General features: G+C 63.8%; 27 protein-coding genes. 7 read left to right on the forward strand and 20 right to left on the reverse strand.

Annotated features, from left to right (window positions below; all coding sequences use genetic code 11):
- Nucleotides 1-6 precede the first annotated feature (6 nt).
- From C7G61_RS04620 to ytfQ, 7 genes are all read right to left on the reverse strand, one after another.
- Complete coding sequence (locus C7G61_RS04620; protein WP_108512927.1) at nucleotides 7-1,143, reverse strand: aldose epimerase family protein; 1,137 nt, start codon at nucleotides 1,141-1,143, stop codon at nucleotides 7-9.
- Nucleotides 1,140-2,072 (reverse strand): Gfo/Idh/MocA family protein, encoded by a 933-nt coding sequence (locus C7G61_RS04625; RefSeq protein ID WP_108512928.1) that lies wholly within the window; start codon nucleotides 2,070-2,072, stop codon nucleotides 1,140-1,142. Before C7G61_RS04625 ends, C7G61_RS04620 begins: the two co-directional genes overlap by 4 nt.
- Nucleotides 2,069-2,848, reverse strand: coding sequence for a FadR/GntR family transcriptional regulator (locus C7G61_RS04630; RefSeq protein WP_108512929.1), 780 nt, complete (start codon nucleotides 2,846-2,848; stop codon nucleotides 2,069-2,071). The genes C7G61_RS04625 and C7G61_RS04630 overlap by 4 nt, the downstream gene beginning before the upstream one ends.
- On the reverse strand, nucleotides 2,845-3,828 hold the full coding sequence (gene yjfF / locus C7G61_RS04635) for a galactofuranose ABC transporter, permease protein YjfF (protein WP_108512930.1): 984 nt from the start codon (nucleotides 3,826-3,828) through the stop codon (nucleotides 2,845-2,847). The genes C7G61_RS04630 and yjfF overlap by 4 nt, the downstream gene beginning before the upstream one ends.
- Complete coding sequence (locus C7G61_RS04640) at nucleotides 3,825-4,832, reverse strand: ABC transporter permease (protein ID WP_108513437.1); 1,008 nt, start codon at nucleotides 4,830-4,832, stop codon at nucleotides 3,825-3,827. Before C7G61_RS04640 ends, yjfF begins: the two co-directional genes overlap by 4 nt.
- Nucleotides 4,832-6,376 carry a sugar ABC transporter ATP-binding protein gene (locus C7G61_RS04645; RefSeq protein ID WP_108512931.1) on the reverse strand — a complete coding sequence of 515 codons (1,545 nt, stop codon included), beginning with the start codon at nucleotides 6,374-6,376 and terminating at the stop codon, nucleotides 4,832-4,834. Before C7G61_RS04645 ends, C7G61_RS04640 begins: the two co-directional genes overlap by 1 nt.
- 133 nt (nucleotides 6,377-6,509) lie before the next feature.
- Nucleotides 6,510-7,475, reverse strand: a complete 966-nt coding sequence (gene ytfQ / locus C7G61_RS04650; protein ID WP_108512932.1) for a galactofuranose ABC transporter, galactofuranose-binding protein YtfQ — start codon at nucleotides 7,473-7,475, stop codon at nucleotides 6,510-6,512.
- 324 nt (nucleotides 7,476-7,799) lie between these two features.
- On the opposite strand from ytfQ, the gene garD reads away from it, so the two are divergent.
- Entirely contained in the window at nucleotides 7,800-9,335 is a 1,536-nt protein-coding gene (gene garD, locus C7G61_RS04655) for a galactarate dehydratase (RefSeq protein WP_108512933.1), read from the forward strand.
- Nucleotides 9,336-9,397: 62 nt separating this feature from the next.
- Here the strand turns inward: garD and C7G61_RS04660 are convergent, their stop codons facing one another.
- The gene (locus tag C7G61_RS04660; RefSeq protein ID WP_108513438.1) at nucleotides 9,398-9,853 is read right to left on the reverse strand and encodes a host attachment family protein; all 456 of its coding nucleotides are present in this window, start codon (nucleotides 9,851-9,853) and stop codon (nucleotides 9,398-9,400) included.
- A gap of 212 nt (nucleotides 9,854-10,065) precedes the next feature.
- Between C7G61_RS04660 and C7G61_RS04665 the strand changes: the two genes are divergently transcribed.
- Together C7G61_RS04665 and C7G61_RS04670 are read left to right on the forward strand one after the other, a co-directional pair.
- A complete protein-coding gene (locus C7G61_RS04665; protein WP_108512934.1) occupies nucleotides 10,066-10,389 on the forward strand; it encodes a hypothetical protein in 324 nt (107 codons plus the stop codon).
- A gap of 185 nt (nucleotides 10,390-10,574) precedes the next feature.
- The gene (locus tag C7G61_RS04670; RefSeq protein WP_108512935.1) at nucleotides 10,575-11,006 is read left to right on the forward strand and encodes a CBS domain-containing protein; all 432 of its coding nucleotides are present in this window, start codon (nucleotides 10,575-10,577) and stop codon (nucleotides 11,004-11,006) included.
- 117 nt (nucleotides 11,007-11,123) lie between these two features.
- Here C7G61_RS04670 and C7G61_RS04675 read toward each other — a convergent pair whose 3' ends face one another.
- The 4 genes from C7G61_RS04675 to C7G61_RS44465 all read right to left on the reverse strand — a co-directional run bounded on the left by C7G61_RS04675 (nucleotide 11,124) and on the right by C7G61_RS44465 (nucleotide 12,142).
- Nucleotides 11,124-11,378, reverse strand: coding sequence for a hypothetical protein (locus C7G61_RS04675; RefSeq protein WP_145963552.1), 255 nt, complete (start codon nucleotides 11,376-11,378; stop codon nucleotides 11,124-11,126).
- Nucleotides 11,379-11,455: 77 nt separating this feature from the next.
- Nucleotides 11,456-11,692, reverse strand: coding sequence for a hypothetical protein (locus C7G61_RS04680; RefSeq protein WP_108513439.1), 237 nt, complete (start codon nucleotides 11,690-11,692; stop codon nucleotides 11,456-11,458).
- A gap of 91 nt (nucleotides 11,693-11,783) precedes the next feature.
- Nucleotides 11,784-11,954: a hypothetical protein gene (locus C7G61_RS44460; protein WP_190241664.1), complete on the reverse strand. Its 171-nt coding sequence runs from the start codon at nucleotides 11,952-11,954 to the stop codon at nucleotides 11,784-11,786.
- A gap of 29 nt (nucleotides 11,955-11,983) precedes the next feature.
- The gene (locus tag C7G61_RS44465; RefSeq protein WP_190241665.1) at nucleotides 11,984-12,142 is read right to left on the reverse strand and encodes a hypothetical protein; all 159 of its coding nucleotides are present in this window, start codon (nucleotides 12,140-12,142) and stop codon (nucleotides 11,984-11,986) included.
- Between the two features lie 165 nt (nucleotides 12,143-12,307).
- Here C7G61_RS44465 and C7G61_RS04685 point away from each other — a divergent pair, with 165 nt between their 5' ends.
- Entirely contained in the window at nucleotides 12,308-12,502 is a 195-nt protein-coding gene (locus C7G61_RS04685; RefSeq protein WP_145963553.1) for a hypothetical protein, read from the forward strand.
- Nucleotides 12,503-12,623: 121 nt separating this feature from the next.
- Nucleotides 12,624-12,851, forward strand: a complete 228-nt coding sequence (locus C7G61_RS04690) for a hypothetical protein (protein ID WP_108512937.1) — start codon at nucleotides 12,624-12,626, stop codon at nucleotides 12,849-12,851.
- A gap of 204 nt (nucleotides 12,852-13,055) precedes the next feature.
- On the opposite strand, the gene C7G61_RS44470 is transcribed toward C7G61_RS04690, so the two are convergent.
- Nucleotides 13,056-13,205, reverse strand: a complete 150-nt coding sequence (locus C7G61_RS44470; protein ID WP_190241666.1) for a hypothetical protein — start codon at nucleotides 13,203-13,205, stop codon at nucleotides 13,056-13,058.
- A 283-nt stretch (nucleotides 13,206-13,488) separates the two neighbouring features.
- Here C7G61_RS44470 and C7G61_RS04695 point away from each other — a divergent pair, with 283 nt between their 5' ends.
- A complete protein-coding gene (locus C7G61_RS04695; RefSeq protein ID WP_108512938.1) occupies nucleotides 13,489-13,716 on the forward strand; it encodes a hypothetical protein in 228 nt (75 codons plus the stop codon).
- Between the two features lie 239 nt (nucleotides 13,717-13,955).
- A complete protein-coding gene (locus C7G61_RS04700) occupies nucleotides 13,956-14,171 on the forward strand; it encodes a hypothetical protein (protein WP_108512939.1) in 216 nt (71 codons plus the stop codon).
- A 27-nt stretch (nucleotides 14,172-14,198) separates the two neighbouring features.
- Here the strand turns inward: C7G61_RS04700 and C7G61_RS04705 are convergent, their stop codons facing one another.
- From C7G61_RS04705 to C7G61_RS04730, 7 genes are all read right to left on the reverse strand, one after another.
- Complete coding sequence (locus C7G61_RS04705; RefSeq protein WP_108512940.1) at nucleotides 14,199-15,524, reverse strand: c-type cytochrome; 1,326 nt, start codon at nucleotides 15,522-15,524, stop codon at nucleotides 14,199-14,201.
- A gap of 12 nt (nucleotides 15,525-15,536) precedes the next feature.
- The gene (locus C7G61_RS04710; protein ID WP_108513440.1) at nucleotides 15,537-15,917 is read right to left on the reverse strand and encodes a gamma-butyrobetaine hydroxylase family protein; all 381 of its coding nucleotides are present in this window, start codon (nucleotides 15,915-15,917) and stop codon (nucleotides 15,537-15,539) included.
- 14 nt (nucleotides 15,918-15,931) lie between these two features.
- Complete coding sequence (locus C7G61_RS44475; protein ID WP_190241667.1) at nucleotides 15,932-16,087, reverse strand: hypothetical protein; 156 nt, start codon at nucleotides 16,085-16,087, stop codon at nucleotides 15,932-15,934.
- Nucleotides 16,088-16,122: 35 nt separating this feature from the next.
- Nucleotides 16,123-17,145, reverse strand: coding sequence for a formate dehydrogenase subunit gamma (locus C7G61_RS04715; RefSeq protein ID WP_108512941.1), 1,023 nt, complete (start codon nucleotides 17,143-17,145; stop codon nucleotides 16,123-16,125).
- A gap of 67 nt (nucleotides 17,146-17,212) precedes the next feature.
- Nucleotides 17,213-17,809 carry a formate dehydrogenase FDH3 subunit beta gene (fdh3B, locus tag C7G61_RS04720; protein WP_028348819.1) on the reverse strand — a complete coding sequence of 199 codons (597 nt, stop codon included), beginning with the start codon at nucleotides 17,807-17,809 and terminating at the stop codon, nucleotides 17,213-17,215.
- Between the two features lie 14 nt (nucleotides 17,810-17,823).
- The gene (locus C7G61_RS04725; RefSeq protein ID WP_108512942.1) at nucleotides 17,824-20,790 is read right to left on the reverse strand and encodes a formate dehydrogenase subunit alpha; all 2,967 of its coding nucleotides are present in this window, start codon (nucleotides 20,788-20,790) and stop codon (nucleotides 17,824-17,826) included.
- Between the two features lie 13 nt (nucleotides 20,791-20,803).
- On the reverse strand, nucleotides 20,804-21,019 hold the full coding sequence (locus C7G61_RS04730; protein WP_108512943.1) for a hypothetical protein: 216 nt from the start codon (nucleotides 21,017-21,019) through the stop codon (nucleotides 20,804-20,806).
- Nucleotides 21,020-21,032: the final 13 nt, after the last annotated feature.

Below are 21,032 nucleotides of genomic sequence, written 5' to 3' on the forward strand. Positions count from 1 at the left end.
CGCCGATCATTGCCCGCCCCCAGGCAACTCTACCTCGGATTGTGTCCCGATTGCGCCCCCGATTGCATGTGTGAAGCGATACAGCGTGGTGTGGCGATAAACCTCGCCCGGCGAAAGCCGTGCGGCCGGAAAGTCGGGCCGATTGGGCGTATCGGGCCAGGCGTGCGGCTCAAGGCACATGGCGTCCGACTGCCGATAGAGGCGGCCGCCCTTTCCGGCGGTGGAGCCGTCGAGAAAGTTTCCGGAATAGACCTGCAGCCCGGGCTGGTTGGTGAACAGTTCGAGCACGCGGCCGGATGTTGGCTCAGCGAGGCGCGCGGCGAAGCGAGGCTCGCCGTTGGCCGGCGCGAGGCAGAAATTATGGTCATAGCCGCGGCCCACTCGCAGTTGCGGATGGTCGTTGCGGATCCGCGCGCCAACCTCGACGCCTGCCCGGAAGTCGAACGGCGTATCCGTTACCGCACTGGGCGGCTGCGGCAGCGGGATCGCGCCGGCATCAATGGCGAGGAAATGATCTGCCGCCACGGTGAGGCGATGATCGAGAATATTCCGGCCCGACCGCGCACCGGCCAGATTGAAAAAGCTGTGATTGGTGAGATTGACCACGGTGGGGCGATCGGTCCGCGCCGTCATGTCGAGCATAAGCTCCATCGGCCCGGCAAGACGCCAGGTCACCTCCACTTCCAGCGCGCCGGGATATCCTTCCTCGCCATGAGCGCTGGTGTAGGCAAGCGTCACGGCCGGATGATCTCCATCTTCGATCGCGACAATCCGCCAGTTGCGGCGATCGAAGCCCTCCAGCCCGCCATGTAACGCATTGGCACCGTTATTTGCCGCGAGTTGCACCTTGGCGCCGTCGAGCCTGAAGCGCGCGCCGGCAATGCGATTGGCATAGCGTCCGACGGTTGCGCCGAAGAACTGCCGCCGGGCGAGATATCCCTCGAACGCGTCATGACCGAGCACGATGTCGTCGCGACGACCGGCAGTATCCGGCACCAGCAATGCCTGCAGCGATGCGCCATAGGTCATGATGCGCGCTTCCAGTCCATCAGCCGCTTGCAGCGTAACGCGTTCGACTTCGGTGCCGTCGGGCAGCAGCCCGAAGGTGGAACGCGCGATGCGACGATTGGAAGACGCGTTCATGTCGCCTCCTCGAAGGGCTCGACCGTGCGGCGTCGCCCCAGCAGGAACGCGTCAGCAACGAGCTGGAGCGGCGCGAGATCGACATCGGACTCGCCGGTGGCGGAGAGTTCGCGGAAGCGACGATAGAGCCCGGCATATTCGGCGTCGGCGGCATCGACGAGTTGCTTGCCCCCTGCCCTCAACCTCGCCCCGCCCATGGACAGGGTGACCGGGCCGCCATCGGTGTCGAGATCAATGTCCCAGCTCTGCGGGCCGGTCTGGAGGAAGTCGAATTCGGCCGTGATCTTCAGCCCCTGCGCATCGCCGAGCGCAAGCGTGGCGGCGATCGGCGCATCGCGATTGGCGGGGAATGCGAGATCGGCCGCCGTCACGAATAATGGCTGCGGCAAGATGCGCGTCAGGATCGAAAGCGCGTTGATGCCGGGGTCGAACACGCCGAGCCCGCCCGGTTCAAAAATCCAGGCCTGCCCCGGATGCCAGACCCGCACGTCTTCCTTCCAGGTAATTTTGACTGATGTGACCTTCCGGCCGGCCAGCAACTGCCGCGCCGGCTCGACCGCCGGCGCGAAGCGCGAGTGCCACGTGGCAAACAGCGTGCGTTGTGCTGCCCTTGCGGCGGTCACGAGCGGGATGATTTCAGCCACCGTAGCCCCCGGCGGCTTCTCCAGCATCACATGCTTGCCGGCGGCAAGTGCCATCGCCGCCTGCGCGTGACGAACTTGCGGCGGGGTGCACAGCGCCACCGCATCGATTTCCGGACCGTCGCGCAACAGCTCATCGAGCGTCGCCGCATGCGGCACACCGGGAAGCGAGGCGTTGCGGCTCGCGACTGCAACGAGTTCCACGCCTTCAGTCGCGGCAATCGCCGGCACATGCTGGTCGCGTGCGATCTTGCCGAAGCCGACGATGGCGACGCGAAGCGGGTTCATGATTGCTCTCCGGACTCGACTGCCGCTGATGTCGCAGGTGCGGCTCCGAACGAGGCCGGACCACCCTCATGCCGGCGCAATCCATTATGGATCACCTCGATCATCGCGGCGGTGGCTGCCTCGGCATCACCGCTCTCGATCGCATCGACAATGCGCTGGTGCCACGACAGCACCGTCTCGCGGTCCTGCGTTTCAACCGGCGCGCTAAGCAGGAACGAGGCCCGCAATGCCGCCTCGATGACGTTGCCGATCGAGCGCATGAACAAATTGCCGGAAGCGTTGGCGACGGCCAGGTGGAGGGCAAGATCGCCGTCGGCAAAACCAACGGAGTCGGAGGCCTCCGCCCGCATTCGCGCCATGCTCCGGCGCAGTTCGGCGATGTCGGCCTCCGAGCGGCGGCCAGCCGCGAGCGCGGCGGCGCGCGGCTCGACGGCGAGGCGAATCTCGGCGAGATCGTTGAGAAAGCGCCGGTCGATGCCGGCATCGAGATGCCAGGCCAGCACGTCGGCGTCGAACATGTTCCAGGCGCCGCGCTCGCGCACGACGGTGCCGACCCGCGCCTTGGTGGTGAGCAGACCCTTGGCGACCAACGTTTTCACGCTCTCGCGCAGCACCGGCCGCGATACGCCGAACATCGCCGTGAGTTCGACGTCGCCCGGCAGGCGGCCACCCTCGGCGTAGCGGCCGGCGATGATGTCGATGCCGATGCTGCGGGCAACCTCGGCGTGGTTGGAGTGCGCGCGCCGCGTCGGGATGACGACAAGCCGGGACGTCATGATTTGAGGACTCCTGCCTTACGAGGGCCGGCGCGGCGGGCGATGCCCAGCATGGCCTGCTGCAGGGCGATGAACGCGAAAAGAAGAACACCGGTCACGATCTTGGTCCACCAGCTCGACAGGGTTCCTTCGAAATTGATGTAGGTCTGGATCAAGCCCTGGATCAGCACGCCGAGCAATGTGCCTACCACCGACCCCTGGCCGCCGGTCAGCAAGGTACCGCCGATCACCACAGCCGCGATGGAATCCAGTTCGACGCCGACGGCCGACAGCGAGTAGCCCGCCGCAGTGTAGAAGGAGAACACAATGCCGGCGAGCCCGGCAAGGACGCTCGACAGCATGTAGATGCGCACCGTCATGGACCCGACCGGTATGCCCATCAGGGCCGTGGTCGCGCGGCTGCCGCCGAGCGCATAGACGTTGGCCCCGAAGCGGGTGAAATGCAGCAGCACGGCGCCCGCTGCGACCACCGCGAGCATGATGAGGGCAATGGCCGTGAGCCGGCCGCCCCCGGGCAGCCGCAGCGCGAAATCCGACACCGTCGAATAGAGTGGCGCTGATATCGGCGTCGATTCCGTCGACATCAGGAAACTGGCGCCGCGGGCGAGGAACATGCCCGCCAGCGTGACGATGAACGGCGGCATATCGAAGAAATGGATGATGGCGCCCATGCCCGCGCCAAAGGCGGCGCACAATAGCAGGATCGCGGCGAAGGCGACGAGCGGCGGCACGCCGAGCCACTCGATCGCCAGCGCGACGAACACGGTGGTGAAGCCGATCACCGACCCGACCGACAGGTCGATCCCGCCGGAAATGATCACGAAGGTCATACCGGCAGCGACGATGCCGAGGAAGGCGTTGTCGGTCAGCAGATTGGCGGCCACGCGGGTGGACGCGAAATTGGGAAATTGCACCGTGCAGAGCGCAAATCCGACGACGAAAACCATGGCCGTGATCGCGACCGGCGGCAGGCCCCTCATTGGCGGGCCCTCCCCAGCACGGCCCCGGCATTGGCGAAGCGCGGCGACTGCAGCAGCAGGACGATCAGCACCACGGCCGCTTTCACCACGAGATTGAACTCCGGCGGATAGCCCGACAGCAGGATGCCGGTGTTCATGGCCTGAATGATTAGCGCGCCGACCATCGCCAGCACCAAACTGAAGCGCCCGCCGAACAGCGAGGTGCCGCCGATCACCACCGCAAGGATAGCGTCGAGTTCGAGCCAGAGCCCGGCATTGTTGGCGTCCGCGCCCATGATGTCGGCGGCGGCGATGACGCCGGCGAGCGCCGCGCACAGGCCGCACCAGACATAGACCGCGAGGATCATGCCGCGCGTGCCGATCCCGGCCAGTTCGCTCGCCTTTGCATTGCCGCCGGTCGCCTCGATCAACAGGCCGAGCGCCGAGCCACGGACCACCACGCCGGTGACGATCAGCATGCCGAGCACGACCACCACCGGCGCCGGAACGCCGAGCACGGCACCGTTGCCGAGCCAGACCAGATCGGGCGCGGTGAAGGTGACGATGCGGCCCTCGGTAATGAGCTGCGCAACGCCCCGGCCGGCCACCATCAGGATCAAGGTGGCGACGATCGGCTGGATGCCGAGCACGGCAACGAGAAAGCCGTTCCACAGCCCGCACAGCAGCCCGGCGCCAAGGGCAGCGGCAAGCGCCAGCGGCAGGCCGTGGGCATCGGCAAGGCTCGCGGCAATGGCACCTGATATCGCCATCACCGCGCCCACCGATAGATCAATGCCCCGCGTCGCGATAACCAGCACCATGCCCAAAGCAAGCAGCGCGACCGGCGCGCCGCGGTTCAGGACGTCGATCAGGCTGCCGAACAGCCGGCCGTCCTGCATCCGCAGATCGAAGAATTGCGGCGAGACGGCGCGGTCGACCGCAAGGATCACCAGCAAGGCGATGATCTGGGCAAGCCCGCGGCTTTGCAGTAGTCTTTGCAGCAGACTTTGTAGAAGTTTTGGCATCATGGCTGCCCGGCTTCCGCACCGGCCGTGCCGGCGACAGCGATCGCTGCCAGAATGTTGGAGACGTCGATGGCTTCCCCTTCCAGCTCATCGACATGGGCGCGGTCGCGCAGCACGATCACCCGGTCCGAATAGGTCACGATCTCATCGAGCTCGGACGAAATCACCAGCAGCGCCAGGCCGTCATCGCACAATTCGCGGATCAGGCGAATGATCTCCGCGTGGGCGCCGACATCGATGCCGCGGGTCGGTTCGTCGAGTACCAGAACGCGCGGCGCGGTGGCGAGCCAGCGGGCGAGCAGCACCTTCTGCTGGTTACCGCCGGACAACAACCCGATCGGGCGCTCCGGTTCCGGCGGGCGGATGTCGAGCAGCCTGATGAAGCGCATCGCAATCTCGTCCTGCTCGGCGCGCGACAGCGGTTTTGCGAGACCGCGCTTGGCCTGCAGCGCCAGCACGATGTTTTCGCGCACGGTCAGGTCAGCAATGATGCCTTCGGTCTTGCGCTCTTCGGGGCAATAGCCGAAGCCATGGGCAACCGCATCGCGGGGCGATTGCAGCCGGACCGGCTTGCCTTCGACGGTGGCGCTGCCGCTATCGGCCCGCTCGGCGCCGAACACCAGCCGCGCGGTTTCGGTGCGCCCCGATCCGAGCAAGCCGGCGAGGCCAACCACCTCGCCGCGGCGAAGCGCGAGATCGAACGGCGCGAGATAGCTGGCCTTGCCATAACCCTCGAAGCGCGCGCAGACCTCCCCCATTTGCCGCGCCTGCGTCGCCGCGCGCTCACTGGTCGTCTCGGCGAGCTCGCGGCCGAGCATCATGCGGATCAATTCGATCCGCGGCAGTTCGGTAGTCGTCCGCTCGCCGATCAGCCGGCCATTGCGCAGGACCGTGATGCGGTCGCAGATCTCATAGACCTGATCGAGAAAGTGCGTGACGAAGACGACCCCGATGCCGCGCCGCGCGAGCTTGCGCATGACAGCGAAAAGGATCTCGACCTCATGGCGATCGAGGCTCGCGGTCGGCTCGTCGAGGATCAGCACGCGCGCCGACTGGTCGACGGCGCGCGCGATGGCGGCGATGTGCTGCACCGCGACCGAATAATTTCCGAGCGGCTCGGCGACATCGATATGCAGGTCGAACTCCGCAAGCAGTTCGGTGGCGCAGCGCCGCATCTCGCCCTCGCGCACCAGGCCGAACCGCGTCGGCTGCCTGCCGAGATAGAGGTTTTGCGCCACCGACAGGTTCAGCAGCAGATTGACCTCCTGATAGACGGTCGCGATCCCCGCATCGACCGCGGCCTTGGCCGAGCGCGGCGCGACCTCGGCGCCGCCGAGCCTGACGATGCCGGTATCGCGCGGGAACACGCCGGTCACCGCCTTGATCAAAGTGGACTTGCCCGCGCCGTTCTCGCCGAGCAGCGCGTGAATTTCGCCGGCCCGCAAGGTGAAATCCACCTCCTGCAGGGCGCGCAGCGTGCCAAAGCTTTTGCTTAAGGCCCGCACTTCCAGCAGGGCCGAGCCATGATCGGAACTTGCAGTCATGCCGGCATCACTCCCACCGACGCTCGCGTCAACGCGAACGCCCGGCATGTTCGCCTCATGCGGCGGATTCGTCGAGAAGGCTTTTGCCGCCGGGCCGGGGCTGGCTTGAGCCCGGCGGCGTAGCGTCGGCCGATCAGTAGCCGAGGCCTTTCTTGCTGTCGTAGATCTTCTGCGGATCGTCAGCGGCCGTGTAGAGCTTCGATTCCGTCTGGATCCACTTCGGCGGCACCGTTCCCTTGGCCTTGAAGGCCATGATGGCGTCCAGCGCCGGGCCTGCCATGTTCGGCGTCAGCTCCACGGTGGCATTGGCCTCGCCGGCCGCGATTGCCTTGAAGATATCAGGCACCGCATCGATCGACACCGTCAGGACGTCCTTGCCCGGCTTGAGGCCGGCCTCCTTCATCGCCTGGATCGCACCGACCATCATGTCGTCGTTGTGGGCATAGACGGCGCAAATCGTCTTGCCGCCGCCTTCGGCCTTGATGAAGCTTTCCATCACTTCCTTGCCCTTGGCGCGGGTGAAGTCGCCGGTCTGGCTGCGCACCACCTTGAGATTGGCGTTCTTGGCGACGACGCTGTCAAAGCCCTTCTTGCGATTGGTCGCGACGCTCGCGCCGACCGTGCCCTGCAGCTCGACGACGTTGCATGCCTTCCCGCCCACGGTCTTTGCCAGCCATTCGCCGGCGACGGCACCTTCGTGCACGCTGTCCGAGGTGACGGCGGTGAGATAAAGCTCCTTGCCCGACGGATCGATGTCGCGATCGAGCAGCACGACCGGAATCTTGGCTTCCTTGGCCTCCTTCAACACAGCGTCCCAGCCGCTCGACACGACAGGCGCGAGGAAGATGGCGTCAACGCCCTGGGCGATGAAGGAACGGATCGCCTTGATCTGGTTTTCCTGCTTCTGCTGGGCGTCGGCGATCTTGAGCGTGACCTTGCGCTTGGTGGCCTCGGTTTTTGAGACAGAGGTCTCCGCCGCCCGCCAGCCGGATTCGGATCCGATCTGGGAAAAGCCGACGGTCAGTTCAGCGGCGGTTGCCGGAAGCGAAAGGGTGATGGCCACCAGGGCGGTGGCCGCAAGGAGGGCTTTCGAGGTCATGAGGCGCATTCTCCCAAAATGTTGTTCAGGGTGCCTGCATGCCCGAAATCGGTATCAAGGCACCTTTTAAGCTGTCCGTTGACGGCAGCGCGGGCAATATTTCACGGAAGATCGGCCCTGACTAGTAATATTATTTGACTATTTAGTTCCCTGGACGCCTCATCCTCGGATCAAGATTACTTCCCTGTTCGACCGACGCCGAGTTCATACCAGCCGGCCTTTTGTCCGAAGAGCCGCTTGATCGCACCCGCGGTTTGACCTTGATTGCCTCGGTCATGCCGCGCAGGTACGCGTTGCCTGCCGCCCGTGAACTGAGGATTCGACATGCAGCCCGTCACCGCGAAACCGCTCTACATCCGCATGCACGCGGACGATAACGTCGCGATCGTCGCGAACCGCGGAGGCCTGCACCCGGGCGCTGAGTTCGCGTGCGGTTTGCGGCTGGTCGAGCAGATTCCGCAGGGCCACAAGGTTGCCCTCGCCGACATCGGAGAAGGCGACGCCATTCGTCGCTACGGCGAGGTCATCGGCCGTGCCGCAGCGCCGATCGCCCGCGGCAGCTGGGTCAAGGAATCGCTGGTGCAGATGCCCGACGCGCCGTCGTTCGACAATCTGCCGCAGCCGAACGGCGGCGCGATCAAGCTGCCGCCGCTGGAAGGCTACACGTTCGAAGGCTATCGCAATGCCGACGGTTCGGTCGGCACCCGCAACATCCTCGCGATCTCGACCAGCGTGCAATGCGTCGCCGGCACGGTCGAGTTCGCGCTGGACCGGATTCGCAAGGAGCTGTTGCCGAAATATCCCAACGTCGACGACGTGGTGGCGGTCACGCATGCCTATGGCTGCGGAGTCGCGATCAACGCGCCGGGTGCCGCGGTCCCGATCCGCACGCTGCAGAACCTCGCCCGCAATCCCAATTTCGGCGGCGAGGTGATGATCGTTGGGCTGGGTTGCGAGAAGCTGCAGCCCGAGCTGTTGCTGCCTGAGGGCATGAGCGCCGACGACGAAATCATGCGCATGCAGGACGAAGGCCTCACCGGCTTCGGCGAAATCGTCGAGGACATCGTGCAGATGGCCGACGCGCGCCTGCAGATATTGAACCGGCGCCGCCGCGAAACCTGCCCGGCGTCGGCGCTGGTGGTCGGCATGCAATGCGGGGGCAGCGATGCGTTCTCGGGCGTGACCGCCAATCCGGCGTTGGGTTTTGCCGCGGATCTTCTGGTGCGCGCCGGCGCCACCGTGATGTTTTCCGAAGTCACCGAGGTGCGCGACGCCATCCATTTGCTGACGCCGCGCGCGGCGAACCAGGACGTTGCGGATGCGCTGGTGCGCGAGATGGCCTGGTACGACCGCTATCTCGCCGGCGGCGAAGCCGACCGCAGCGCCAACACCACGCCGGGCAACAAGAAGGGCGGCCTATCCAACATCGTCGAGAAGGCGATGGGCTCTGTGATCAAGTCCGGCACCAGCCCGATCGCAGGCGTGCTCGCGCCGGGTGAGCGAGTAAGCCAAAAAGGGCTGATTTTTGCGGCCACTCCAGCCAGCGATTTTGTCTGCGGTACACTGCAACTGGCCTCGGGCATGACGCTGCACGTCTTCACCACCGGCCGCGGCACGCCCTACGGGCTTGCCGCCGTGCCGGTCATCAAGGTCTCGACGCGCAGTGAGTTGAAGCAACGCTGGCACGATTTGATCGACGTTGACGCCGGCAGCATCGCGACCGGTGACGCAACGATCGAGGATGTCGGCTGGGAACTCTTCCGTCTCATGCTTGACGTGGCAAGCGGCCGCGAGACCTGGGCCGAACACTGGAAGCTCACCAACTCGCTTGCGCTGTTCAATCCGGGCCCGGTGACATAACGAAGGCTCGGCGCCCCACCGTCGGAATGGGCTGCAAGCGCCACGGCCCAGCCGATACGTGGCTAGGCCGCGACCAACCTTTCGATCTGCGGGATCGGATGCGACGTCAATTCCTTCGGAATCTCGCCCACGATCTTGTCCGTCACCTCGGCACGAAATGCCTTGCGCAAATTGCCGAGAATCTTCGCCGGCGCGATGACGATGAGCTTGTCGAAACGATTGTCGTGGGCATGACGGTAGAGCGCTTCCGCGATCTCTCCGGCGAACCGCTCCTTTGCGATGTGGTGCCAGTCGACCTCCTCGACCGCGCTTCGCGCCGTACCGATGCTCGAAACGGAGCGCCCCGGACGATCGGTGCCCTGCTCGCGCGTTGCCGGATTATCCTGCTCCAGGATATGCTCGACTTCGAGCTTGACCTGCCGCGCGGTGCCTTTGTTGCGCAGAAAGAGCGCCTTCTGGCCGTCGCCGATCAGAACGAGTGCATTGTGGGAGATGACCGGGGTAGACTCATTTGTCATTACGTGATGCCTCCATGTGAGCCAACGCATGAGTAGCCGCGTGGTTGCCTGTGCGACGACGGCGCCCAGGTCACCGACCATGATCGGCACCTCAACACCGCCTGCTCCGCGCGCACGAATGGAACTCCGGTCTCATTGCTTCCCCGCGACGGAACCAAAGCGGGTGCGATGCTTTGAGGGGCCGAGGGCAGCATTCGAGCAAGGAGGAACTCATGAGGAAGATCGCAATCGGCCTGCTGGCCGGCGCGGGTGCGCTCCTGACCGGCAGCGCAAATGCGACTGATGTCTACAGCGAGAACGAATATACAAACTCCGACCTGATACAGCAGGTTCGCATGGTCTGTGACGACAACGGGCGCTGCTATCGTACCCGCGGCGGCAGCCGCGTGATCGTCCGCGATTCATACGCCTATGCGCCGCGCGAGCGATATATCGAGCGTCGGCGCTACCGCGACTGGGATGAGCCGCGAGCCGGCGTCGGCATCCGCGCGCCCGGCGTGAGCGTGGGCGTCGGCGTCGATAGCGACCGCTGGTAGACAAGCCGCAGGAGAACGTCGGCAAGCAACATCGGAGAGAAACATCGGCGAGAGACTTCGACTCAGCCTGCTTCGGCTCAGTCTGAAGTCTCCCGCCGGAGCCGGGAATATTTCATATGCCTGCAGGAACGGCGGCCGGCGCGGCCTGTTAGCCGGTGAAGCAACAGTCAAACGGAGAACCTCACATGAAAGTTTCCGATGCGATGACGCCGGAGGTTCAGCTCTGCACGCCCGATGACACGTTAAAGGACGCCGCGCAGGCCATGGCGGCGCTCGGCGTCGGGTTGCTGCCGGTGACCGACAATGACCGCCTGGTCGGCATGATCTCCGACCGCGACATCGCGATCCGCGGTATCGGCATGGGCCGAGGCCCGGAGGGACGGGTCGGCGACGTGATGACGGCCGACGTCAAATATTGCTACGAAGATCAGGATCTCGACCAGGTGAGCGCGATCATGGGCGACATCCAGGTCCGCCGCCTGCCGGTGCTCAATCGCAACAAGCGGCTCGTCGGCATCATTGCGCTGGGCGACATCGCGTTGGTGCAGGGCGGCAATGGCACGGGCGCGGCATTGAGTGGAATTTCACGGCCTGGCGGGCAGCATACACAACTCTAGTCGTGAGCATCGCGCGCCCGCTTCATGCAGGAGCGCTGGTACCTCATCACGCACAAACTAAGGCGAATGCCGGTGCTCAGACAACGGCATTCGCGCAAGCGTCCAACGAGGCCGGAATTATTTTTTGGTGCTGGGTGCGGCAGTATCCATGCCGGAAGAACTGCTGCTGGACGAGCTACCAGCCTTCATTTTGCCGGTAGAGGTTCCCGTCGTCGTGCCTTTTTTCACGTTCGTGTGCTTGGTGGTGCTTTTGGTCGCGCCTTGACCGACCTTTTGCTCGCTTGACGCACCGGGGGCCGGCTGAGCTTGTGCGAACACGCTCCCAGTCGACAGCAACAGAGCGCATGCGCAAGCCAGGATAGTTTTCTTCATGCGGAACTCCTTTGGTTGAAGCGACTCTTCAACCGGCATCCGTACAAAGGGTTCCGACGCAGACAGCTGAACGGCCATCACGCCGAGGCGAGCACCGGGTGATGGGACTGCTGCCGCCTGAATTGCTGATAGGCCGAGATTGCCTTGTTGGCCAGCATCAACCGCCGCCGCTCGCCGCGGCGCACCATCAACTCTATCGTGTCGCTTAGGAAACGGCTGGCCACCATCGCATCGCCCAACTCCCCCGTACGCGCGAGATAGTCCCAGGCGATTTCAATCGAACTCTCTATCAGCAGCGGTAGCGGTTCCGTCATGTCTACGTCCAACCATTTTTGGGAGAACGTCCGGCGGCAATCTCTGTTCCTGATTCGGCCTGCTGGCCGAAGGCACACCCCGTGGAAAACTTCACGGCCCTCCTGCAACGGCGCCTGCGATCACCATCGTCAGATCGTCCAAATCGATCTTGCCCTTGACGATGAGGCCTTCGGAGTCGTCGATACTAAGCGACTGCGGATCATTCGCCGCCTGCCTTTTCAGCTCTGCGACGATCGCCTCCTTCAGCTTCTCTTCAAGCATCCGCGATATCTCCATCCATCGCGCCGCGGCTAATGCGTGTTGGTCTCATGCCATTTTTCCAGATCGGGCTTTGACGGTCCTGGCCGTTGCTCCTTCTCCGGATTGCCTTTCCACGGCTTGTCGGTCTGCTTGTGCGATCCCCAGTCCGTCCGGTCACGCGGATCATCGGTGGGCTTTTCCTTGCTCATGGGGCACCTCCAGAATTGGAAGCGATGAACCCGCGATTTGGTTCCTGCCGAATCGACCCCTCGACTGGACCAGGCTGCCATCCAGGATTGGATATCCCACTTCACTTTGGTTCCAACGTCCGGCACCGAACAGACGGCTGATGTTCCCGCTCCTAGTGTTTTCGAATGGACAAGAAGAAATCCGAGGTTCGGTCCAAGCAGGATTTGCAAATCGAGGCGCTGGCGGCGCTGGAGCAAGCGCGGGCCATGCCTCACGGTCGTGCGCGAAGCGAAGCGCTGAAGCGCGCGGGTATTCTTCAGAACGCCGCTGACATGCAGGGATTGCTCTTCGCCAAACGTGGACGTCCACCGAAAGCCTGATCCAATCCTTCGAACAGGATTGTTGCGGGCCGCACGCGGGCCCGCCGCCTCACCCGGGTGAACCATCGGAACCGGGAAACGTGTTTCAACGTTGCTCTCCCCCGATAGCAAGGAGGCAACGATGGGATTGGCCGAATACATGATCGTTTCCAAGCCGGAAGGCTGGACGGTTCTCCACGACGGGACCGCGCAGCACGACTACGACACAAAGGAAGCGGCGTTCGAAGCGGCCGTCGCGGCTGCGTCGCTGGCGATCCGCCAGGGCCACGAGGTTCATGTCAGCGTCCCCGGTCGCGACGCCGGCAACAAGACCGCGCTTGGCGCCAAGGATTCCCAAAGCGTGCCGTGATACGCAAATACGCGCGCCGCGAGGCTACAAACCTGCGTGCTGAAATCGACTCGGCGCGATGCGCTCGCAGATTTCGTCGAACGCGGCTTGCATCGCCGTTGCGGTTTCAGGATTGCCTTTCAGGATTGAATTTGTTCTTGCACCCGCTTTATGGAGCTACCGGGATGCACTAATCGTCGAACAGGGTATTGGGTTTTCGGCGCCTCAACCTTGGTCCTGTCTATACCGTTCACGAACGATTTCACCTCCGGCCCGCGTCGCAGCCCTGTTGCGATAATGATAGCTCAGGGTGCCATAGATGAGCGCGATAAGAAGTACCAGCGCTCCGAGGAAATACATGGCTTCGAGTCCCATCGCATTCTCCCATACTCATCTGGTATGCCTGACTACGCTTTCATTTCGTCGTGGCCATTCGCTTGCACAGTCGGCGATTGCCTCCACATCCGCAAATGGCTCAAGGATGCGGTAGCTATTTTTGTCTGGAATCAATCGGGCATGGCACCTGCGGTTCCACTCGATGCTTCAATTTAGCTGCTCTGCTGGCCGAACCGAGAGGGAACCCCTGGTCGCCAGCTCGCGTTTTTCGAGCGTGCCGATCAATGAACGTCGGAGACAATGAACGTCGGAGAAAATCTTCATGGGCGATTTCAGGGACATTCAGCACGGCGTCAACGACCCCGTTGATGGCGTCGACGTGAAGCGAAGATTCAACGACAACCAGACGCCCCACGAACGCGCCCAGTCCGCGGCAGACGTCCGCTCCAGCGCCATTCCCGCATCGGACGAGGAGTTTCTGCCGGAAGCGCTGAGGCGCCGGCCGACGGGTCCGCTCAACCCGCGGACCGGCCGTCGTCCCGCCGCGTAATCGATCTTACGCGCAATTCGCGAGGCAACGCAGCCGTATCAAATAGCGGCACGCAATGAATGCGCAGAGATTCAATTCAACCTATAGTGGTCGCACTGCTCCTTATGCGTTCGTGTAGAACCGGCTCACATTGCCAAAAACAAGATCGTGATAGGTGATGCAGCCCACATTCACGCGTGACCGTTGGCCGTAATGCGGGGGTGCAAGCCACACTGCATTTCGAACCAACGGAGTTTTCCATGAAGCGTCTGTTGATTTCCGGATTCGTGGCAGTCGCCCTGCTCGCTGTCGCCACCACATTTCGTTCGCATTCAATCATTTCCGCCGAGCGCCCCACCGTGACCACAGGCGTGGCGTTGTCGAAGAAATCTCCGGCTGCCGCAGGCGTAACCAGACTTCCGATCGAGGACTTCGAGGATATGTCGCTGGTCTTTTCGACGCCCGCGAAACATTGACGAAGCCGGGATAGTCGCCGAACGGCCCTATCGCTTGGTAGCCCGCTCGAGAAATTGCACGAGCGCGGCGCGGTCCTGTTCCGAGCCGATGCGCTGCTCCGGCATCTTGGTGCCGGGCGTGTAGGCTTGCGGCCCGATCTCGAACAGTTTGGAAACCGTCTCCGGTGTCCAGACGATATCGAGCCGCTTGAGTGCTTCGGAAAAATTGTAACCCTGCGCGGTGGCGATCCGGCGGCCGAAGATGCCGGCGAGCGTCGGTCCGGCGCGGTTGGCCTGCTCGGCGCCAAGCGTATGGCAGGCGACACAGGCGCGAAAGATTTCCGCGCCGCGATCGCCGGCATAGGCGGCGAGCGGATCTCCCGCCGTCTCCAGCAGAATCGGATCGACCGGCTCGCCCGTCGCCGCGTTCCAGCGCCGGATGATATTGTCCGCGCCGCCCGTGAGCAACGTGCGGCTGTCGGGCAGGAATGCCACTGACCAGACCGGCAGGCCCGGACCGACCAGGGTGCGCGCCAGCGTGCGCGTCTTGCGATCGATTACGCCCACCGATCCACCGATGCCCGCCGCGGCAACCAGCGCACCGTCAGGCGAAATCGCAATCGAGATCACCGGCCTTGGCCCTGCCGCAACCTCGCCGGCGCGCGCGCCGCCGGCGGTCAGGAAGTAGACCTTGCCGTCCGCGCCGCCGACCGCGATTTCACCATCGGTGCCGGTGGCCACGGCATTGAGCGGGGTCGGCATCGGAACGACCGTCGGCGTTTGCGCTCCCGACAGCGGCCAGATGCGAACGCTGAGGTCGTAGCTGACGCTGACCAGGGCGCGGCCATCGGCCGTAAACGCCACGCCGTTGACGTTCTGCGTATGCTCATCAAGGATGCGCGGTGCGCCGCCCGCGAGCGGCCAGAGGCGCACCGTGTGATCCCACGAGGCCGATGCGAGCGTTGCGCCATCAGGCGATGCCGCCAGCGCGACGATCGGCGCCGTGTGGCCTTCCAGCACGATGTCGGGCTCGGTCTTGCCCAAAGTCCAGATGGCGATGCGGCCATCGGCGCCGGCGGTCGCCGCGCGCCCCTCGCCGAGCAGCGCGACCGCATTGACGGCGTCGGAATGGAACCGAAGCACCTGCTCTGCGGCATTGCGCGTCAGCGACCAGCGGATGGCCGTCGCATCGAAGCTGCCGGAGATCGCGACTTGCCCGTCGGCCGATATCGCCAGCGCCCGCACCGGCCCGCCATGCCCGCGCAGTTGCGCAAAGGCTGAGGTGGCTCCGATCGGCAGAACGATCAACACGGCCAGAAGCGCCGATCTGCCTCTGTTGCGACGTGGAGTTTGCGCCAGGACCCTGCGTACCATTCCCGTCGGCCCTTAGCGCACGCCTGGCCTGTCGCGGTCGAGCCCCTTGGCCTGGAGGTCGTCGAGGTAGTCCTGAAAGCGCCGTTCGGCATTCACGCCGAGGTCGCGCAGGAACGCCCAGGAGTAGATACCGGTCGAGTGCATGTCGTCGAACCCGATTCTGATGGCATAATTGCCGACAGGATCGACGGAAAGAATGGTCACATTACGTTTGCCGCCGACCGTCTTGCGCTCGGCTTCGGAATGCCCCTGCACTTCGGCGGACGGGCTGGTCACCCGGAGCAACTCGGCGGGAAGATCGAAGGTACGGCCGTCGTCAAAGGCGACGCGCAGCGTGCGGCGGTCCTTCGGCAGGCGAATTTCGACCGGCCAAGCCAGCGTGACGTCAGGCACGCCCACCGCCGGCGTCAGCCCGGGCCGATCAGATTATGGCCGGGATCGCCGACCCTGGCGCCGCTGGTCGAAAAGGCGACGGAGCTGGACTGCTGAATGGTGTTGAGCACCATCGCGACGCCGACGGCAGCAACCACCGCGAATGCCAGAGCCGCAACAAAGGATTTCATGTCACTTCCTCACATTTGACTTGAGCAGAGCCGGCTCATTCGGCCGGCACGGCTCGCGGGCTATCCGGGGGAGCGCTGGCCTTCGCCTGCTCTTCCTCGACCCAGAGAGAATGGTGTTCCTTGGCCCAGTTCAAATCCACCTCGCCGGTGCCCATCGCGTCGAATGCCCCCTCCATGCCGATCGAGCCGATATAGATGTGGGCGAGCATGGCGGCGATGAAGAGCATGGCGATCACGGCGTGGATCACGGTCCAGAACTGCAACGCCGTTACGTTGGCCGGCAGATACGGGAACAGCAGGAACCAGCCGGACACCGACATCAGCACGCCGCCGATGATCACGATCCAGAAAATTCCCTTTTGCCCGGCGTTGAAACGCTTGGCCGGCGGATGCTTGTCATTGGACAGAAGGCCGCCGCCCTGCTTGATCCACTCGAGATCGAGCTTGCCGGGGATGTTATCCCTGATCCAGATCAGGAACATGATCGCAAGACCCAGCATGAACGGGAATGCCAGGTAGTTATGTGCCAGCTTGGCCCAGGCCGACATGGCCGCAAAAGCGTCCGGGCCGAACAACGGCAGGATCAGGGTGCGGCCGAAGCTGACGTTGAGGCCCGAGAGCGCCAGCACGATGAAGCAGCTGGCCGTGAGCCAGTGGGTGAAGCGTTCGAAGCTCGCGAAGCGCAGGATCGTCTTGCCCGAGAATCCCTGGTGAACGCGAATCCGGCCGCGCACCATCAGGAAGATCGCCAGCACGGCCAGCATTCCGAGAATGGCAATGCCGCCGATCCAGGGCAGCTTGCTGCGCTGGAAGTCGCGCCAGTCACGGCCGGCGGGCTGGATCAGGCTGGCGGCCATGCCGTCGGGGATCGATACGCGCCCGGTGATCTTGTCGCCCTCCTTCAGCGCGTTCAGGAGCTTGTCTTCCTGAACGGCCTCGGCGGTCGGCTTGAAGGAAAGCTGTGCCGCCGCGGGATGCGCCAGAACGAACAGCAGCGCGAGCGCGGCAAGCAATGGCTTGAACACGGCGAGCTTGAGAATTGAAAGTGAGCCTGGCATTTGCACAACGCCTTTCGGTTATCGAATTACCCTGATGCCGCCGCGCCGAAGCGCGACGGCCGTTGCATCAGCCGGTCGGTGAATCGCTGTAGGCGGTCTTCCAGCCCCACATGCCGGAACCGTACCCGCGCTTCATCACCCGCTCCTTGTAGATCTCGGCGATGATCGCGCCGTCGCCGGCGAGCAGCGACTTGGTCGAGCACATCTCGGCGCAGATCGGCAGCTTGCCTTCGGCCAGACGATTGGCGCCGTATTTGGCGTATTCGGCCGGCGTGGAGTCGGCTTCCGGCCCGCCCGCGCAATAGGTGCACTTGTCCATCTTGCCGCGCGATCCGAAGTTGCCGACCTTCGGATATTGCGGCGCGCCGAACGGACAGGCGTAGAAGCAGTAGCCGCAGCCGATGCACAGGTCCTTGGAATGAAGCACCACGCCGTCGGCGGTGGTGTAGAAGCACGACACCGGGCAGACCGCGGCGCACGGCGCATCGGTGCAGTGCATGCAGGCCATCGAGACTGAGCGTTCGCCGGGCTTGCCGTCATTGATGGTGACGACGCGGCGGCGATTGATGCCCCACGGCACTTCATGTTCGTTCTTGCAGGCGGTCACGCAGGCGTTGCACTCGATGCAACGGTCGGCATCACAAAGAAATTTGACGCGAGCCATGATCTATTCTCCTCTCACGCCGATTGGATCTGGCACAGGGTCACCTTGCCCTCGTGCATGCCGGTGACCGGGTCGTAGCCGTAGGACGTGATCGTGTTGACGCTTTCGCCCAGCACGATCGGGTCTGATCCCTTCGGATACTTGCCGCGCTGGTCGACGCCCTGGAACCAGCCGGAGAAGTGGAACGGCATGAATGCCACCCCCTTGCCGACACGGTCGGTGACGAGCGCCTTGACGCGGGCCTTCGAGCTGTTTTCCGGACCGAACACCCAGACCCAGCCGCCGTCCTTGATGCCGCGCTCGGCGGCATCCGACGTGTTGACCTCGACGAACATGTCCTGCTGCAATTCGGCCAGCCATTTGTTCGACCGGGTTTCCTCGCCGCCGCCTTCGTATTCCACGAGGCGTCCCGAGGTCAGGATGATCGGGAATTGCTTGGCCAGCCCCTTGTCCACCGCGGCCTTCTGAACGGAGAAGCCGAGGTTGGCCATGCGGAACTGACGCCCGTCCGGACGCGTCGGATACTTCGCGACCAGGTCGGGCCGCGCCGTGTAGATCGGCTCGCGATGGACCGGCACCGGATCGGGCAGATTCCACGCCACCGCGCGGGCCTTGCCGTTGCCATACGCCATCACGCCATGCTCCAGCGTGACGCGGATGATGCCGCCTGACAGATCGACCGCCCAGCCGACGCCATCAGGGTTGTTGCCGCCGATCTTGTTGATGGTCGCCAACTCATCTGCGGTGAGGTCCTTGTCCCAGCCGAGCTTCTTCAGCACGCCATAGGTGAACTCGGGATAACCGTCGGTCAGCTCCGAACCCTTGCTGTAGGAGCCTTCGGCCAGCATGTTGACATTCTTCACCGAGCCGTCCGGCTGCTTCTCTTCGTAGACCACGCCGAAACGGGCGCGGAACGTGCCGCCGCCGTCCTTGGCGTGAAGGTTGGTGTTGTAGAGCGTGTGCGTTCCCGGATGCTTGATCGCAGGCGTGCCCCAGCACGGCCAAGGCAGGCCGTAATAGTCGCCGCCGATCTCGGGCTCGTCCGCCTTGGCGCGCAAGGTCACCAGATCGAACTTGCCCTGGTTCTTCATGTGCGCCTTCAGCCGCTCCGGCGACTGGCCGGAATAGCCGGTCGAGAAGCCGCCGCGGTTGATTTCCCGCAGCAAGTCTTCCGGCGACGGATGATTGTCTTCGACCTTGATGTTCTTGAACATCCTGTCGGCGAAACCGAGCTTCGTCGAAAGCCGGTAGATGATCTCGTAATCGTCCTTCGATTCGAAGATCGGCTTGACGATCTGCTCGCCCCACTGCAGCGAGCGGTTGGAGGCCGTTCGCGAGCCCGAGGTCTCAAACTGGGTGCAGGCCGGCAGCAGATAGGTGCCGTTCTTGCGGTCGGAGATCGCGGCAAACGTGGTGGGATGCGGATCGGCAACCACGAGCAACTCCAGCTTCTCGAGGCCCTTCACCATTTCCGTCATGCGCGGCACGGTATTGCCGCCGTGACCCATGATGACCACGCCCTTCACGGCGTCGCGCTGATCGACGTCATCAGGGTTGGCCAGCGTCGCATCGAACCAGCGGGTCCACGGGATGCCCGGCAGCTCCATGTTCTGCTTGCGGGTGCGCGCCGGACGGCCCGCCTTCGCCGGGACTTCGTCGAAACGCGACTGCAGATAATCGTATTCGACTTCCCAGACGCGCGCCCAATGCTTCCAGGCGCCTTCGACCAGGCCGTAATAGAGCGGCAGCGTCACGATATCGAGGCCGATATCGGTCGCGCCCTGCACATTGCAATGGCCGCGGAAGATGTTGGCGCCATTGCCGAAGGAGCCAACGTTGCCGGTCGCCAGCAACAAGTTGCAATAGGCGCGGACGTTGGCCGTGCCTACCGTGTGCTGGGTGCCGCCCATGCACCAGACAAAGGCCGCTGGCTTCTGCTTGGCGAAAGTCTCGGCGACCTTCTTCAACTGCTCGCCGGGAATGCCGGTAACACGCTCGACCTCTTCCGGCGTCCACTTGGCGACTTCGGCGCGGATCTGGTCCATGCCGTAGACGCGTTGCTTGATGAATTCCTTGTCTTCCCAGCCATTGTTAAAGATGTGGTGCAGCATGCCCCAGATGACGGCGATATCGGTGCCGCCACGGAACCTCACATATTCGGTGGCATGCGCCGCGGTGCGGGTGAAGCGCGGGTCGAGCACGAACACGTTGGCGCGGTTGATCTCCTTGCCGGAGAGGATGTGCTGCAACGAAACCGGGTGCGCCTCGGCGGCGTTCGATCCCATGAAGACGATGGTCTTCGAGTTGCGCATGTCGTTGTAGGAGTTCGTCATCGCGCCGTAGCCCCAGGTATTGGCGACGCCGGCGACGGTGGTCGAATGACAGATGCGGGCCTGGTGATCGATCGAATTGGTGCCCCAGAACGCCGCGAACTTGCGGAACAGATATCCGCCCTCGTTGGAGAATTTCGCGGAGCCGAGCAGATAGACGGAATCGGCGCCTGACTTGGCGCGGATTTCGAGCATCTTGTCGCCGATCTCGTTGATGGCCTGATCCCACGAGATCTTCTGCCACTCGCCGTTGACCAGCTTCATCGGATATTTCAGCCGGCGGTCGCCGTGAACGAGTTCGCGCACGGCTGCGCCCTTGGCGCAATGCGAGCCGCGATTGATCGGGCTGTCCCAGGCAGGCTCCTGGCCGACCCAGACGCCGTTTTGCACTTCGGCAATCACGGTGCAGCCGACCGAACAATGCGTGCAGATATTCTTCCTGATTTCCGTCGGTGCGCCGACCTTCTCAGGCCCGGCCTGCGCCTTGCGCACCGAACCGAGCGGCATCAGGCCGATCACAGCACCTGCACCCGCCGCCAGGCCGGACCGCCGCAGGAACGTACGGCGGTCGAGAACGCCTGACGCGAGGCCGGCGGCGATACCCTGCAAACGCGCCCTGCCCGCGGATCCGTCTTTTCGCTTCATCAACATGTGCGTGGTCCCATCAATAGCGGTTGACGCGATAGAAATTCTTGACGTGATCGGTTTCCTTGTAGCGCGCCTTGATGCGCTCGGCCTGCGACTCGTCCGCCACAGCCTCGCCGCCAGTCAACGGCACAACGGCTGCTGCCGCGACCGCCGAACCGCCCATCAGAAACAGGCTGCGCCGATCCACCCCGGTGGCCCGAGACTTGCCTTTGCTGTCAGATGGTTTGCTCATTGCGATCTCCCGT

It is taken from the genome of Bradyrhizobium algeriense, from assembly GCF_003062295.1.
Classification (GTDB): Bacteria; Pseudomonadota; Alphaproteobacteria; order Rhizobiales; family Xanthobacteraceae; genus Bradyrhizobium; species Bradyrhizobium algeriense.

Excerpts from the sequence above, each read along its gene's own strand:
- C7G61_RS04620 (WP_108512927.1), bottom strand. The coding sequence starts at position 1,143 with ATGAACGCGTCTTCCAATCGTCGCATCGCGCGTTCCACCTTCGGGCTG.
- C7G61_RS04625 (WP_108512928.1), bottom strand. The coding sequence starts at position 2,072 with ATGAACCCGCTTCGCGTCGCCATCGTCGGCTTCGGCAAGATCGCACGC.
- C7G61_RS04630 (WP_108512929.1), bottom strand. The coding sequence starts at position 2,848 with ATGACGTCCCGGCTTGTCGTCATCCCGACGCGGCGCGCGCACTCCAAC.
- yjfF (WP_108512930.1), bottom strand. The coding sequence starts at position 3,828 with ATGAGGGGCCTGCCGCCGGTCGCGATCACGGCCATGGTTTTCGTCGTC.
- C7G61_RS04640 (WP_108513437.1), bottom strand. The coding sequence starts at position 4,832 with ATGCCAAAACTTCTACAAAGTCTGCTGCAAAGACTACTGCAAAGCCGC.
- C7G61_RS04645 (WP_108512931.1), bottom strand. The coding sequence starts at position 6,376 with ATGACTGCAAGTTCCGATCATGGCTCGGCCCTGCTGGAAGTGCGGGCC.
- ytfQ (WP_108512932.1), bottom strand. The coding sequence starts at position 7,475 with ATGACCTCGAAAGCCCTCCTTGCGGCCACCGCCCTGGTGGCCATCACC.
- garD (WP_108512933.1), top strand. The coding sequence starts at position 7,800 with ATGCAGCCCGTCACCGCGAAACCGCTCTACATCCGCATGCACGCGGAC.
- C7G61_RS04660 (WP_108513438.1), bottom strand. The coding sequence starts at position 9,853 with ATGACAAATGAGTCTACCCCGGTCATCTCCCACAATGCACTCGTTCTG.
- C7G61_RS04665 (WP_108512934.1), top strand. The coding sequence starts at position 10,066 with ATGAGGAAGATCGCAATCGGCCTGCTGGCCGGCGCGGGTGCGCTCCTG.
- C7G61_RS04670 (WP_108512935.1), top strand. The coding sequence starts at position 10,575 with ATGAAAGTTTCCGATGCGATGACGCCGGAGGTTCAGCTCTGCACGCCC.
- C7G61_RS04675 (WP_145963552.1), bottom strand. The coding sequence starts at position 11,378 with ATGAAGAAAACTATCCTGGCTTGCGCATGCGCTCTGTTGCTGTCGACT.
- C7G61_RS04680 (WP_108513439.1), bottom strand. The coding sequence starts at position 11,692 with ATGACGGAACCGCTACCGCTGCTGATAGAGAGTTCGATTGAAATCGCC.
- C7G61_RS44460 (WP_190241664.1), bottom strand. The coding sequence starts at position 11,954 with ATGCTTGAAGAGAAGCTGAAGGAGGCGATCGTCGCAGAGCTGAAAAGG.
- C7G61_RS44465 (WP_190241665.1), bottom strand. The coding sequence starts at position 12,142 with ATGAGCAAGGAAAAGCCCACCGATGATCCGCGTGACCGGACGGACTGG.
- C7G61_RS04685 (WP_145963553.1), top strand. The coding sequence starts at position 12,308 with ATGGACAAGAAGAAATCCGAGGTTCGGTCCAAGCAGGATTTGCAAATC.
- C7G61_RS04690 (WP_108512937.1), top strand. The coding sequence starts at position 12,624 with ATGGGATTGGCCGAATACATGATCGTTTCCAAGCCGGAAGGCTGGACG.
- C7G61_RS44470 (WP_190241666.1), bottom strand. The coding sequence starts at position 13,205 with ATGGGACTCGAAGCCATGTATTTCCTCGGAGCGCTGGTACTTCTTATC.
- C7G61_RS04695 (WP_108512938.1), top strand. The coding sequence starts at position 13,489 with ATGGGCGATTTCAGGGACATTCAGCACGGCGTCAACGACCCCGTTGAT.
- C7G61_RS04700 (WP_108512939.1), top strand. The coding sequence starts at position 13,956 with ATGAAGCGTCTGTTGATTTCCGGATTCGTGGCAGTCGCCCTGCTCGCT.
- C7G61_RS04705 (WP_108512940.1), bottom strand. The coding sequence starts at position 15,524 with ATGGTACGCAGGGTCCTGGCGCAAACTCCACGTCGCAACAGAGGCAGA.
- C7G61_RS44475 (WP_190241667.1), bottom strand. The coding sequence starts at position 16,087 with ATGAAATCCTTTGTTGCGGCTCTGGCATTCGCGGTGGTTGCTGCCGTC.
- C7G61_RS04715 (WP_108512941.1), bottom strand. The coding sequence starts at position 17,145 with ATGCCAGGCTCACTTTCAATTCTCAAGCTCGCCGTGTTCAAGCCATTG.
- fdh3B (WP_028348819.1), bottom strand. The coding sequence starts at position 17,809 with ATGGCTCGCGTCAAATTTCTTTGTGATGCCGACCGTTGCATCGAGTGC.
- C7G61_RS04725 (WP_108512942.1), bottom strand. The coding sequence starts at position 20,790 with ATGTTGATGAAGCGAAAAGACGGATCCGCGGGCAGGGCGCGTTTGCAG.
- C7G61_RS04730 (WP_108512943.1), bottom strand. The coding sequence starts at position 21,019 with ATGAGCAAACCATCTGACAGCAAAGGCAAGTCTCGGGCCACCGGGGTG.